12 protein-coding genes are annotated in these 13,350 nt (G+C 71.0%); 7 read left to right on the top strand and 5 right to left on the bottom strand.

The genetic code is table 11. The annotated features are described in order from the left end of the window. Positions 1 to 7: 7 nt before the first annotated feature. From KBB57_RS02660 to KBB57_RS02645, 4 genes are read left to right on the top strand one after another with little or no spacing between them, the layout of a single operon-like run. Positions 8 to 775 (top strand): Phenylacetic acid catabolic protein, encoded by a 768-nt coding sequence (locus KBB57_RS02660; protein ID WP_290746373.1) that lies wholly within the window; start codon positions 8 to 10, stop codon positions 773 to 775. A gap of 12 nt (positions 776 to 787) precedes the next feature. Further along, positions 788 to 2,854: a phenylacetic acid degradation bifunctional protein PaaZ gene (gene paaZ / locus KBB57_RS02655; protein WP_290746372.1), complete on the top strand. Its 2,067-nt coding sequence runs from the start codon at positions 788 to 790 to the stop codon at positions 2,852 to 2,854. 34 nt (positions 2,855 to 2,888) lie between these two features. Beyond that, positions 2,889 to 5,255, top strand: a complete 2,367-nt coding sequence (locus KBB57_RS02650) for a penicillin acylase family protein (RefSeq protein ID WP_290746370.1) — start codon at positions 2,889 to 2,891, stop codon at positions 5,253 to 5,255. A 60-nt stretch (positions 5,256 to 5,315) separates the two neighbouring features. After that, entirely contained in the window at positions 5,316 to 5,927 is a 612-nt protein-coding gene (locus tag KBB57_RS02645; protein ID WP_290746367.1) for a transferase hexapeptide repeat family protein, read from the top strand. Between the two features lie 26 nt (positions 5,928 to 5,953). On the opposite strand, the gene KBB57_RS02640 is transcribed toward KBB57_RS02645, so the two are convergent. The 5 genes from KBB57_RS02640 to paaG form a co-directional block, all read right to left on the bottom strand. After that, entirely contained in the window at positions 5,954 to 6,100 is a 147-nt protein-coding gene (locus tag KBB57_RS02640) for a hypothetical protein (RefSeq protein ID WP_290746365.1), read from the bottom strand. 20 nt (positions 6,101 to 6,120) lie between these two features. Beyond that, positions 6,121 to 6,720: a TetR/AcrR family transcriptional regulator gene (locus KBB57_RS02635; RefSeq protein ID WP_290746362.1), complete on the bottom strand. Its 600-nt coding sequence runs from the start codon at positions 6,718 to 6,720 to the stop codon at positions 6,121 to 6,123. Positions 6,721 to 6,816: 96 nt separating this feature from the next. Beyond that, the gene (gene paaK, locus KBB57_RS02630; protein ID WP_290746359.1) at positions 6,817 to 8,127 is read right to left on the bottom strand and encodes a phenylacetate--CoA ligase PaaK; all 1,311 of its coding nucleotides are present in this window, start codon (positions 8,125 to 8,127) and stop codon (positions 6,817 to 6,819) included. Between the two features lie 47 nt (positions 8,128 to 8,174). Further along, positions 8,175 to 8,618 carry a hydroxyphenylacetyl-CoA thioesterase PaaI gene (paaI, locus tag KBB57_RS02625; RefSeq protein ID WP_290746356.1) on the bottom strand — a complete coding sequence of 148 codons (444 nt, stop codon included), beginning with the start codon at positions 8,616 to 8,618 and terminating at the stop codon, positions 8,175 to 8,177. Beyond that, a complete protein-coding gene (gene paaG / locus KBB57_RS02620) occupies positions 8,615 to 9,403 on the bottom strand; it encodes a 2-(1,2-epoxy-1,2-dihydrophenyl)acetyl-CoA isomerase PaaG (RefSeq protein ID WP_290746353.1) in 789 nt (262 codons plus the stop codon). The genes paaI and paaG overlap by 4 nt, the downstream gene beginning before the upstream one ends. A 127-nt stretch (positions 9,404 to 9,530) precedes the next feature. Between paaG and paaN the strand changes: the two genes are divergently transcribed. The 3 genes from paaN (at position 9,531) to KBB57_RS02605 (ending at position 13,348) form a co-directional block, all read left to right on the top strand. Continuing rightward, on the top strand, positions 9,531 to 11,183 hold the full coding sequence (gene paaN, locus KBB57_RS02615) for a phenylacetic acid degradation protein PaaN (RefSeq protein ID WP_290746350.1): 1,653 nt from the start codon (positions 9,531 to 9,533) through the stop codon (positions 11,181 to 11,183). Between the two features lie 36 nt (positions 11,184 to 11,219). Continuing rightward, positions 11,220 to 12,362: an ABC transporter substrate-binding protein gene (locus KBB57_RS02610; RefSeq protein ID WP_290746347.1), complete on the top strand. Its 1,143-nt coding sequence runs from the start codon at positions 11,220 to 11,222 to the stop codon at positions 12,360 to 12,362. 113 nt (positions 12,363 to 12,475) lie between these two features. After that, entirely contained in the window at positions 12,476 to 13,348 is an 873-nt protein-coding gene (locus tag KBB57_RS02605) for a branched-chain amino acid ABC transporter permease (protein WP_290746345.1), read from the top strand. Positions 13,349 to 13,350: the final 2 nt, after the last annotated feature.

The following is a 13,350-nucleotide window of genomic DNA, read 5'->3' as shown; positions in this document are numbered from 1 at the left end:
AACGGCCATGTCCGACGCCACCGACGCCACCATGCCGATCGAGGACTACCTGGCGCAGGGCGGCCAGCTCACCTCGCCGGGGAACGTGCCGCCGCGCTACCGGGGCGAGCTGCTCCGGCTGATGGCGAGCTTCGTCGACAGCGAGCTCGCGGCCTCGGCCGGGTTCGCCGACACGATCAACGACGCGCCGGGGATCACGGCGCGGATCGCGGCGTGCCGGATCACGCTGGAGAAGGCCGACCATGCGGGGCGGGTGCTCGACCTGATGGGCGACTTCGGCGCCGACGAGGGGCGGTATGCGACGCAGGCGCCCTGGGCCGACCGGCTGCCGCGCGACGCGGCGCTCGGGCAGGCGCGACACGGCAGCGACATGCGGCTCGCGGTCTTCCACTACCCGATCGAGGGGTGGGTGGACGCGGTGGTGATGAACGTGCTGCAGGGCCTCGCCGCCGCCGTCACCCTCGACGAGCTGTCGCGCGTCTCCTACGCGCCGCTCGCCGACGTGTTCCGCGCCATCGCCCCGCGCGAGAAGCGGCACACCGACCTCGGCGTCACCGGCCTCACTGACCTCGCCGCGACCGAGGAGGGCCGCGCCGCGGCGCGGGCGTCGGTCGCCTACTGGCGGCCGCGGGTCGCCGACAGCTTCGGCGCGATGAACTCCGCCCGGTTCGAGACGCAGAAGCGCTTCGGCCTCCGCCACCGCCCGAACGAGGCGCTGCTCGCCGACTGGACCGCCTCGGTCCGGGCGACGCTCGCCCCCCTCGGCCTCGACTAAGGGAGACCGGCGATGTCCGTCGACGTCACCACCAAGCCCCGCACGCTCGAAAGCTACGTCGGGGGCGCCTGGGTCAAGGGCAAGGGCAAGGGCCAGACCCTGCTGAACGCCGCCACGGGGGCGCCGGTCGCCCACATCGACTCCTCCGGCGTCGATTTCGCCGGGGCGCTCGACTACGGGCGCGAGGCCGGCAAGCGGCTCCGCAAGCTCTCCTTCCACGAGCGGGCGGCGATGCTGAAGGCGCTCGGGCAGTTCCTGATGGCGCAGAAGGAGGAGTTCTACGTCGAGAGCTTCGCCACCGGCGCCACCCGCCAGGACGGCTGGATCGACATCGAGGGCGGCGCGGGCACGCTGCTCTCCTACGCCTCGAAGGCGCGCCGCGAGCTGCCGAACACCCGGGTGCTCGTCGACGGGGACGTGGAGGCGCTGTCGCGGGACAACTCCTTCTCGGCCCAGCATATCCTGACGCCGCTCGAAGGCGTGGCGATCCACATCAACGCCTTCAACTTCCCGGTCTGGGGGATGCTGGAGAAGGTCGCCCCGACCTTCATCGCCGGGGTGCCGTCGATCGTGAAGCCGGCCAGCCAGACGGCCTACCTGACCGAGCTGGTGGTGCGGCGGATCGTGGAGAGCGGCATCCTGCCCGAGGGCGCGATCCAGCTGATCGCCGGCTCGACCGGCGATCTGCTCGACCATGTGACCGGGCAGGACGTGGTGACCTTCACCGGCTCGGCCTGGACGGGACGCAAGCTCCGCTCGTCGCCGGCGATCGTGGAGAACTCCGTCCGCTTCACCATGGAGGCGGACAGCCTGAACGCCTCGATCCTCGGGCCGGACGCCGCGCCGGGGACGCCGGAATTCGACCTCTTCGTCAAGGAGGTCGCGCGCGAGATGACGGTGAAGGCCGGGCAGAAATGCACCGCCATCCGCCGGGTGATCGCGCCGCGCGGCTTCACCGACGCGCTGGTGGCGGCGCTCGGCGAGCGGCTCGCCAAGACCGCGCTCGGCGATCCCTCGGTCGAGGGCACGCGGATGGGGCCGCTCGCCAGCCTCGACCAGCGCAAGGAGGTGCGCGAGCGCATCCGCGAGCTCCAGCAGGAGGCGGAGATCGTCGCCGGCGATCCTGACGCGGTGCGGGTGACCTCGGGCGACGCCGAGGCCGGGGCGTTCCTCAACCCCGTGGTGCTCTACGCCGACAATCCGCTCGGCAAGGCGGCGATCCACGACGTCGAGGCCTTCGGGCCGGTGTCGACGGTGATGCCCTATGACGACATCGACGAGGCGGTCGAGCTGGCCCGGCGCGGCAAGGGCTCGCTGGTGGCGTCGGTCTTCACCGACGACAAGGCGGTCGCCGAGGAGGTCGTGCTCGGGCTCGCGCCGTTCCACGGACGGGTGCTGATCGGCAACCGGCTGAGCGCGAAGTCCTCCACCGGCCACGGCTCGCCCTTGCCGGTCCTCGTCCATGGCGGCCCCGGCCGGGCCGGCGGCGGCGAGGAGATGGGCGGGGTCCGCGGAGTGAAGCACTACATGCAGCGCACCGCGGTGCAGGGGGCCCCGCGGCTGCTCTCGGCCGTCACCGGGCGCTGGATCGAGGGCGCGGACGTGCAGCGGGATGGGGCGCATCCGTTCCGGAAGTCGCTGGCGGAGCTCAAGATCGGCGACCAGCTCGTCACCGCGACGCGGCAAGTGACGCTGGAGGACATCGAGCATTTCGCCAACTTCACCGGCGACACCTTCTACGCGCACATGGACGAGGCGGCGGCCAAGGCGAACCCGTTCTTCGACGGGCGGGTGGCGCACGGCTACCTGATCGTGTCCTTCGCGGCGGGGCTGTTCGTCGATCCGGCGCCGGGGCCGGTCCTCGCCAACTACGGCGTCGACAACCTGCGCTTCCTGACGCCGGTCTATCCCGGCGACACGCTCGGAGTCCGGCTGACCTGCAAGGAGATCAACCCCCGCGCCAGCGCCGAGCACGGCGAGGTGCGCTGGGACTGCCAGGTGACCAACCAGAAGGGCGAGACCGTGGCGCAATACGACGTTCTGACCATGGTCGCCAAGACCTGGCCGCCGGCCGCCTGACCAAGGAAAACCGACAAAACCGGAGGAAACGCCCATGTCCGTCCTGAACCGGCCCCTCGGCCGGCTGCTCCTGCCTGCGCTCCTCGCGCTCTCGCCGCTCGCCGCCAGCGCCGCCTCCGAGGTGACGATCCTGCGCGACGAGTGGGGAATCCCGCAGGTCTATGCCGACGACGTCTATGGCCTCTACGCCGGCTTCGGCTACGCGGTGGCCGAGGACCGGCTGTTCCAGATGGAGATGGCCCGCCGCTCGGTGCTGGGGACGACGGCCGAGGTGCTCGGCCCCGACCAGGTCGCCTACGACACCCAGACCCGAGGCCTCTTCGATCCCGCGAGCATCCGCGCCCAGATCGACGCGCTGCCGGCGGAGCAGCGCGACGTCCTCCGCGGCTATGCCGCCGGCTGGAACAAGCGCCTCGGCGAGGTGATGGCCGACAAGGCGCATCTGCTGCCGAAGGAGTTCACCGACTTCGGCTTCGAGCCGACGCCGTGGACCGACTTCGACGTGGCGATGATCTACGTCGGCACCATGGCCGGGCGCTTCTCCTACTACTCGGCCGAGCTCAACAACGCCAAGGTGCTCGACGCGCTGGTGGAGCAGCACGGCGAGACCCTCGGCAAGCAGCTCTTCGACCAGATCTTCTGGATCGAGGACCCGCTCGCGCCGACCACGGTCCCCGCCGGCGAGCAGTACGAGAGGAAGGCCGAGGCGACGCCGGTCGACGCCTCGCGCTTCGCGGGGCTGGACGGGCTGTCCCTGCCGGGCGGCGACGACGACCGGCCGCGGGCGAGCAACCTCTGGATCCTCGGGCCGGAGAAGACCACCGACGGCAGCACGATCCTCGTCAACGGGCCGCAGTTCGGCAACTTCAACCCCTCCTACGTGTTCTCGATCGGGCTGCACGGCGCCGGGTTCGACGTCACCGGCAACACCCCCTTCGCGGTGCCGAACATCCTCTTCGGCACCAACGGCGCTATCGCCTGGGGCGCGACGGCCGGGCCGCTCGACGTCAACGACTATGTCGAGCTGACGCTCAACCCGGAGAACCCGCGCCAGTACAAGCAAGGCGACGGCTGGGCCGACCTGCGGAGCCGGCAGGAGACGATCAAGGTCAAGGGCGCCGAGGACGTCGTCGTCGACATCTGGACATCCGACTACGGCGTGGTGCCGGTCATGGACGCCGAGCACGGCCGCGCCTTCGCCTTCCACCGCGCGTGGGAGGGCTTCGAGCTCCAGACGCTGATGGCCTGGATCCGCTCGACTCAGGCGCAGGACTATGACCAGTGGCTCGACGCGGCCAAGGACGTGGCGACGACGATCAACTGGTACTACGCCGACCGCGAGGGCAACATCGGCTACGTCTCGCCGGGCTACCTGCCGGTGCGCGCAGGGGACCAGGACCTGCGCCTGCCGGCGAAGGGCGACGGCAGCCAGGACTGGCAGGGCGTCCGCCCCTTCGCCGACGTGCCGAAGACGCTGAACCCGGCGCAGGGCTGGATCGCCAACTGGAACAACCGCTCCGGCAAGGGCACGGTCTCGACCGTCGAGGGCAGCCCCTGGGGCTCGGCCGACCGCGTCGTGGAGATCATGTCGCGGATCGAGGCGAAGGACCGCTTCTCGCCGGAGGAGGTCTGGAACATCCTGCCGGAGACGAGCTTCGTCGACGTCAACGCCCGCTACTTCGTGCCGCGCATCCTCGAGGCTGGCGCGGGCCTGCCGGCCGACGACCCGCGCCAGCCGATGCTCGCCGCGCTCGCCGGGTGGGACAGCCGGCAGATCCGCGACGCCGACGGCAAGGCCACCTCGCCCGCCGTCGCCATCCTGCGCAAGTGGATGGACGTCATGGTCGCGGACGTGCTCCTCGACGACGCGCCGGCGATCCCGGCCAAGGTGATGCAGATCCGCATCGCGCTCCCCTCGGCGCTCCTCAACAACGCGCTGATGGGCGAGGCGGCGGGGGTGCCGCAGGCCTACGACTTCTTCAACGGCGCCGACCCGGACGCCGTGGTTCTTGCGGCGCTGGAGAAGACCCGCGCGGCGCTGACCGAGCAGTTCGGCAGCGCCGACGTGGCCGAGTGGCGGCTGCCGCTCGACCAGCACGTCTTCGACACCAAGAACTACCTCGGCGTCCCGCAGGCCGGGGCGGGCGAGGGGCTGGCGATCGGCACCGCGATGAACCGCGGCACCGAGAACGACATGATCCGCTTCGCGGACGGCAAGGTCAGCTTCTGCGCCGTCACGCCCCCGGGCCAGAGCGGCTTCGTCGCGCCGGACGGCACGAAGTCCCCGCACTACCAGGACCAGCTGCAGCTCTACGCGGACTTCGGCTGCCGCCCGCAGGCCTTCTACCGTGAGGACGTCGAGAAATCCGCGGTGGCGAAGGCGACCTTCACCATCGAATGATGGCGGCTGCCGGGCGGAGACGCCCGGCGGAACGACTTTTGCGGCTCAGGAGGGCGTGCGATGGGGATCTGGTCCTGGGACGGCATCGTCCCCGTCGTCGACCCGGAGGCCTTCGTCCACCCGGACGCCACGGTCATCGGCGACGTCATCCTCGCGGCAGGGGTCTATATCGGCCCGCAATGCGTGCTCCGCGGCGATTTCGGCCGCATCGAGATCGGCGCGGGGGCGAACGTGCAGGAGACCTGCGTCGTCCACACCTTCCCGAACCTCGGCGTCGTCGTCGAGCCTTCGGGCCATATCGGCCACGGGGCGGTGCTGCACGGCTGCCGGATCGGGCGGAACGCCATGGTGGGGATGAACGCCGTCGTCATGGACGAGGCGGAGGTCGGGGCCGATTCCATCCTCGGGGCCATGGCCTTCGTGCCGGCCGGACGGAAGATCCCGCCGCGGAGCCTTGCCGTCGGCTCGCCGGCGAAGGTCGTCCGCACGCTCTCGGACCAGGAGATCGACTGGAAGACCCGCGGCACCGGCGTCTACCAGCGCCTCGCGCTGGAGGCGGGGGAGAAGCTCGCCCGGGCCGAGCCGCTGGCCGCGCCCGAGCCGGACCGCCGCCGCGTCCGGGCGCCGGACTACGATCCGCTGGTGGCGGCGCGGCTGAAGCTCGGGGACTGAACAGGGCGGGCCTTCCCGGCTCTTCCTCAATGTCCCCGGATCGGGGCGCGCTCGGGCCCGTGGCTGCGCTTGCTCGTGCCGAAGGTCTTCTCGATCCGGCAGCGCACCGGATGGATCGTCGCGTTCCACGCCCGCCTGGCGCGCGACGACTTGTGGATCCGTCGCACGATCATCGGCGTCCCGCCGTGGGCGCCTACCGGACGCCCTTGATCCCTTCGAGGATCAGCGTGGTCGCAACCTCGGCGTAGTCCTCGCGGCTGACGGCGCCGCCGTCGTCGAACCACATGTAGACCCAGTTCATCATGCCGAAGAGCGACATGGTGACGGGCATCAGCAGCGGCCGCTCCGGGCGGTCGAGGTCAGGGCGGACGCGTTTCAGCACGCCGGCGAAGTGGCGGACGATCTGGCGCTCCACCGCCCGGATCTCGCCGCGCTGCTCCTCGGTCAGGGCGGACGTGCCGACGAGCTGCACCTTGTGGGCGTCGTCGGCGCCCCGGTACTTCTCCAGCACCACCCCGACCAGGCGGCGGAGCTGCGCCTCCGGCGCGAGCCCGGGGTCGATCGCATCCGCCACGGCGGCCTCGAGATCGACGAGGTGCTCGTGGACGATCGCGAAGATCAGCACGTCCTTGCTCGGGTAGTAGTGGTAGAGCAGCGCCTTGGAGACGCCGGAGCGGATGGCGATCTGGGCCATCGAGGCCTTCTCCATCCCTTGCTCGGCGAAGACCGCCGCGGCGCTCAGCAGGAGGCCGTGCTGCTTTTCCTCGAAGTCGCTGGCGCGGGTCCGTGCCATGCCGTCAGTTCCGTTCCCATAGCCGGACGCGGTTCGGGGACGGCCGCAGGCGGCCGCCCCCCTCGGGTCAATTCGTTGTCCGTCCGGGCGGTCAAATCATTCTTTGGGCCGATTGTCCACGACCCGCTTCGCCTTGCCCTCGGAGCGCTGGACGCTGTTCGGGTCGGCGATGTCGATCTTCGTCGAGACGCCGACCACGCTCTTGATGTGGTGGGCGAGCTCCTTCGCCGAGGCGGCGCGGGCCTCCGCCGAGGCGGCGCCGGCGGCGGCCTCGACGTGGACGATCATGTCGTCCATGCGGCCCTTGCGGACGAGCTCGATCTGGAAATGCGGAGCGAGCCCGGCGCATTTCAGGATCTGCTCCTCGATCTGGGTCGGGAAGACGTTGACGCCGCGCAGGATGATCATGTCGTCGGACCGGCCCGTGACCTTCTCCATGCGGCGCATGGAGCGGGCGGTGCCGGGCAGCAACCGGGTGAGGTCGCGGGTGCGGTAGCGGATCATCGGCAGGCCCTCCTTGGTGAGGGTCGTGAAGACGAGCTCGCCGAGCTCGCCGTCGGGGAGGACGGCGCCGGTCTCGGGGTCGATGATCTCGGGGTAGAAGTGGTCCTCCCAGACGTGGAGGCCGTCCTTGGTCTCGACGCACTCGTTGGCGACGCCGGGGCCCATGATCTCGGAGAGGCCGTAGATGTCGACGGCGTCCATGGCGAAGGCCTGCTCGATCTCCTCGCGCATGGCGTTCGTCCACGGCTCCGCCCCGAAGATGCCGACCTCGAGCGAGCTCTCGCGCGGATCGAGGCCCTGGCGGCGGAACTCGTCCTGGATCGACAGCATGTAGGACGGCGTCACCATGATGATCCGCGGCTTGAAGTCCTGGATCAGGGTGACCTGCCGCTCGGTCATGCCGCCGGAGATCGGGACGACGGTGCAGCCGAGGCGCTCGGCCCCGTAGTGCGCGCCGAGGCCGCCGGTGAAGAGGCCGTAGCCATAGGCGATGTGGGCGATGTCGCCGGGGCGGCCGCCGGAGGCATAGATCGAGCGGGCGATCAGGTCGGCCCAGGTCGAGATGTCGTTGGCGGTATAGCCGACGACGGTCGGCTTGCCGGTGGTGCCGGAGGAGCCGTGGATGCGGCTGAGCTTCTCGCGGGGGACGGCGAACATGCCGAAGGGATAGGTGTCGCGCAGGTCCTGCTTCACGGTGAAGGGGAACTTGGCGAGGTCGGCGAGGGTCTTTAGGTCGTCGGGGTGGACGCCGTGGTCGTCGAAGCGCTTCCGGTAGAAGGCCGAGTTCTCGTAGGCGTGGCGGACGGACCACTTCATCCGCTCGAGCTGGAGCCCGGCGATCTCGTCGCGCGAGGCGTTCTCGATGGCGTGGAGGCCCTCGCGGGACAGGGTGGCGGTGGTCATGTCAGGCTTCCTCCCAGATGCGTTGCTGGATGCGTTGCGGGCGCCGGTCACTCCGGCAGGTGGGTTCCCTTGACGGTGCGCGAATGGCCGCGGAACACGGCGATCCGCTCGCCACGGTCGTTGGTCACGGTGACGTCGTAGATGCCGTCGCGCCTGCCGCGGTGCAGCTCGCGGGCGGCGGCGGTCAGGCGGTCGCCGCGGCGGCCGGGGGCGAGGTAGGTGATCGCGGCCTGGTGGCCGACGGTGCGCTGGTTTTGGCCGTTGCAGGCGAAGGCGAAGGCGCTGTCGGCGAGCGTGAAGATGTAGCCGCCATGGGCGAGGCCGTGGCCGTTCAGCATGAACTCGGCGACGTCCATCGAGAGCGTCGCCTCGCCGGGGGCGATATGCTCGATCCGCATCCCGAGCTGCTGCGAGGCCTTGTCGTCGGCCCACATCGCCGCGGCGCAGGCCTCGGCGAGCTGTTGGGGGGAGAGGGCGGCGGCCGTGGTCATCGTCCCTTGAACTCCGCCGGGCGCTTCTCGAGGAAGGCGACGACGCCCTCCGCGTAGTCGGCGGTGCGGCCGGCCTCGCGCTGGAGGTCGCGCTCGAGGTCGAGCTGGGCGTCGAGCGTGTTGCCCGCGGCGGCCTGGATGGCGCGCTTGGTGAGGCCGAGGCCGCGGGTCGGGCCGGCGGCGAGGCGCTTCGCGATCGCCGTCGCCTCGGCGAGCAGGTCGGCGTCGTCGACGACCTTCCAGATCAGGCCCCAGTCGGCGGCGGTCTCGGCCGGGAGCGGCTCGGCGAGGAGCGCCAGCGCCTTGGCGCGGGGCTCGCCGAGGATGCGGGCGAGCGACCAGCTGCCGCCGGCGTCGGGGACGAGGCCGATCTTCGCGAAGGCCTGGATGAACTTCGCCGAGCGGGCGGCGAGCACGATGTCGCAGGCGAAGGCGATGTTGGCGCCGGCGCCCGCGGCGACGCCGTTGACGGCGCAGACGACGGGCTTCTCCAGCGCGCGGATCAGGCGCAGCGTCGGGTTGTAGAAGGTGTCGAGCGTCACGCCGAGGTCCGGCGGCTGGGTCGCCTTGCGCGGGTCGCGGTCGCCAAGGTCCTGGCCGGCGGAGAAGCCGCGGCCGGCGCCGGTGAGGAGGACCGCACGGACGGCCGCGTCGGCGGCGGCCCGCTCGAAGCCGGCGCGGAGCGCGCGATGCATCTCCTCGTTGAAGGAGTTGAGCTTGTCGGGGCGGTTGAGCGTGAGCGTCAGCACGCCCGCGTCGAGGGAAGTCAGCAGCGTGTCGGCCATGTCGTTTCCGGTTCCTCCTGCGGGCCCGGCGCTCGGGGCGTCGCCGTTTGTCCTGCGCTGAAAAAAGATGTTGCATAAACCGACCGGCCGGTCAATGATAAAACCAACGAACGGGAGGAAATCCAGAATGAGCACCCTGCTCGCCCGCCACAAGGCGCTGCTCGACGACGCGCTGGCCGCGCTGGTCACGCGCGGATTCTGGACGCCTTTTCCGGAAGTTCCGAGCGGGAAGATCTATGGCGAGACCGCGCGGGCCGACGGGCTCGCCGCCTTCGAGGCGCGGCTTGGCAAGCCCTTCGAGATGGCCGGCCATCCCGAATCGGGACGGGTCGGCGCCGAGGCCTCGCCGTTCGGGCCGGCGCTCGGGATCTCGTATCCGACGGCGGACGCAGAAGCGCTGGTCGCGGCCGCCGAGGCGGCGGGGCCGGCATGGGCGGCCGCGGGGCCGGAGCTGCGCGTCGGCGTGTGCCTCGAGGCGCTGGTCCGGCTGAACGCGATGAGCTTCGAGATCGGGTCCGCCACGATGCACACGACCGGGCAGCCGTTCGCGATGGCGTTCCAGGCGGGCGGCCCGCACGCGCAGGACCGGGGGCTGGAGGCGGTGGCCGTGGCCTGGGCGGAGATGACGCGGAGCCCGGCCGGCGCGGTGTGGGAGAAGCCGCAGGGCAAGGCGGCGCCGCTCGTGATCGAGAAGCGCTGGAGCCTGGTGCCGCGTGGGGTGGGGCTGGTCATCGGCTGCAACACCTTCCCGACTTGGAACAGCTATCCCGGGCTCTTCGCGAGCCTCGCGACGGGGAACCCGGTCATCGTGAAGCCGCATCCGGCGGCGACGCTGCCGCTGGCGCTGACCGTCGCGGTGCTGCGCGACGTGCTCGCCGAGGCGGAGCTGCCGCGCGACGTCGTGCTGCTGGCCGCCGATTCGGCGGAGGCGCCGCTGGCGAAGGCGCTGGTCGCGCATCCGGGGGTCGGGATCGTCGACTACACCGGATCGAACGCCTTCGGCGAATGGGTGCGGACGAACGCCCGCGGGGCGCAGGTCTATACCGAAGAGGCCGGGGTCAACTCGGTGGTCGTCGCCGGGACGGACGCCTTCGCGGCGATGTGCGACAACCTCGCCTTCTCGCTGGCGCTCTACTCCGGCCAGATGTGCACGACGCCGCAGGACATCTTCGTCCCGAGGGGCGGGATCGAGACCGACGAGGGGCACAAGGGCTTCGACGAGGTGGCGGCCGGGATCGCGGCGGCGGCGGACGCGCTCCTCGCCGATCCGGCGCGGGCCGCCGGGGTCTGCGGGGCGATCGCCAACCCGGCGACGCTCGAGCGCGTCGCCGCCGCGCGCGGCCTCGGCCAGGTGGTGCGCGACAGCGGGCCGGTCGGCGAGGGCCGCACCGCCTCGCCGCTGATCCTCGCCGTCGACGCCGCCGACGAAGCGGCCTACGGCGAGGAGCGGTTCGGGCCGATCGCCTTCGTGGTCGCGGTCGCGGACGCGGACGAGGGCGTCGCCCGCGCGACGGACCTCGCCCGGCGCAAGGGCGCGATCACCGCGGCGCTCTACGACACCGACGAGGACCGCATCCTGCGGGCCGCGGAGGCCTTCGCCCACGCGGGGGTCAACCTGTCCGTGAACCTGACCGGCGGCATCTACGTGAACCAGAGCGCCGCCTTCAGCGACTACCACGTCACCGGCCTCAATCCGGCCGGCAACGCCAGCCTGACCGACGCCGCCTTCGTCGCCGGCCGCTTCCGGCGGGCGATGTGGCGTCGGCCCAAGGCCGCCTGAGAAAACCACGCAAGCAACCCTGGGGGAGGAACCCGAATGCAAGCCCTGAACACCACTGCGCTCGCCATGCTCGCCGCGCTCGGCCTCGCCTCCGCGGCGTCGGCCGAGATCCGGATCGGCGTGACGGTTTCCGAGACCGGCCCGGCCGCGTTCCTCGGCGATCCCGAGGCGAAGACGCTGAAGATGATGGCCGACAAGGTGAACGCAGAGGGCGGGATCAACGGCGAGGAGATCGCGCTGACGCTCTACGACGACGGCGGCGACCCGAACAAGGCGCGCACCTTCGCCACCCGCCTCGTCGAGGACGACGAGGTGGTCGCGATCATCGGCGGCACCACCACCGGCACCACGATGTCGATCATCCCAGTGGTCGAGGACGCCGAGATCCCGTTCATCTCGCTCGCAGGCGCCATCGAGATCATCGACCCGGTCAAGGAATGGGTGTTCAAGACCCCGCACACTGACCGCATGGCCTGCCAGAAGATCTTCGAGGACATGAAGGCGCGCGGGATCACCAAGATCGGCATGATCTCCGGCACCGACGGCTTCGGCGCCTCGATGCGCAAGCATTGCCTCGAGGTGGTCGGGGACTACGGGATCGAGATCCTGGCGGACGAGAGCTATGGGCCGACCGACGCGGACATGACGCCGCAGCTCACCAACATCAAGAACACCGCCGGAATCGAGGCGGTGCTGAACCCGGGCTTCGGCCAGGGGCCGTCGATCGTGACGCGCAACTACCAGCAGCTCGCGGTCGGGCTGCCGCTCTACCAGAGCCACGGCGTGGCCTCGAAGGGCTTCATCGACCTCGCCGGCGCCGATGCGGCGGAGGGCGTGCGGCTGCCCGGCACCGCTCTCCTCGTCGGCGACCTGCTGCCCGAGGGCGATCCGCAGAAGCCGGTCGTGGCGGCCTATGTCGCGGAGTACCAGGCGGCGAACGGCGAGGCGCCCTCGACCTTCGGCGGCTACGCCCACGACGCCTTCGCCATCCTGGTCGACGCGCTGAAGCGCGCGGGGTCGAGCGACCCGGCCGACATCCGCGACGCCATCGAGGCGACGGCGGGCCTCGCCGGCACCACCGGCGTCGTGACCATGTCGAAGGAGGACCACCTCGGCTTCGACCTCTCGGCGTTCCGGATGCTGGAGATCAAGGGCGGCGACTGGACCCTCACCGAGTAACGCCGCCGGCAGGCGGGCGCGCGCCCCCTGCCCCATCAGCCGACCGCCGGGCGGGCAGCCCGCCCGGCGCCGTCCGCCCCCTTCCCCCTCCTCCCGCTGGAGCTCGACGCCCCATGCCCGAACTCATGCAATTCCTGCTGTCCGGCGTGACGGTCGGCGCGGTCTACGCGCTCGTCGCGCTCGGCTTCACCATCATCTACAACGCCTCCGACGTGGTGAACTTCGCCCAGGGCGAGTTCGTCATGCTCGGCGGCATGATCACCGTCTTCGCCAGCATGGCGGGGCTGCCGCTGCCGCTCGCGGCGCTGATCGCCATCGCGGCGACGGCCATGGTGGGCGTGGCGCTCAACAAGCTCGCCATCGAGCCGGCGCGTGGCGCGCCGGTGGTGTCGCTGATCATCATCACCATCGGCGCCTCGATCTTCATCCGCGGGGTGGCGCAGCTCGTCTTCGACAAGCAGCTGCACCGCTTCCCGGCGTTCTCCGGCGACACGCCGATCCAGGTCCTCGGCGCGACCATCCTGCCGCAGTCGCTCTGGGTGCTCTTCGGCGCGATCTGCGTCTTCGTCGGCCTCTGGGCGTTCTTCACCAAGACGCTGACCGGGCGGGCGGTGCTCGCCACCTCGAACAACCGGCTCGCGGCGCAGCTCGTCGGCATCAACACCAACTGGGTGATGACGCTCTCCTTCGCGCTCTCCGCGGGGATCGGGGCGCTCGCCGGCGTTCTGGTCACGCCGATCACCAACACCGCCTACGACGTCGGCATCCCGCTAGCGCTCAAGGGCTTCGCCGCGGCGATGCTCGGCGGCATGGGCGTGCCGGTGGGGGCGCTGGTCGGCGGCATCCTGCTCGGGCTGATCGAGGCGCTGACGGCGGGCTACCTGAGCTCGGTCTACAAGGACGCGGCGGCCTTCGTCGTGATCCTCGTCGTGCTCTTCGTGATGCCGCAGGGCATCTTCGGCCGCAAGTCGACGGACCGGGTGTGACG

The organism is Amaricoccus sp. (genome assembly GCF_017993425.1).
Lineage (GTDB): Bacteria > Pseudomonadota > Alphaproteobacteria > Rhodobacterales > Rhodobacteraceae > Amaricoccus.
Note: the sequence above shows the minus strand (reverse complement) of the source record. Positions and strands in the feature narration are given on the sequence as shown.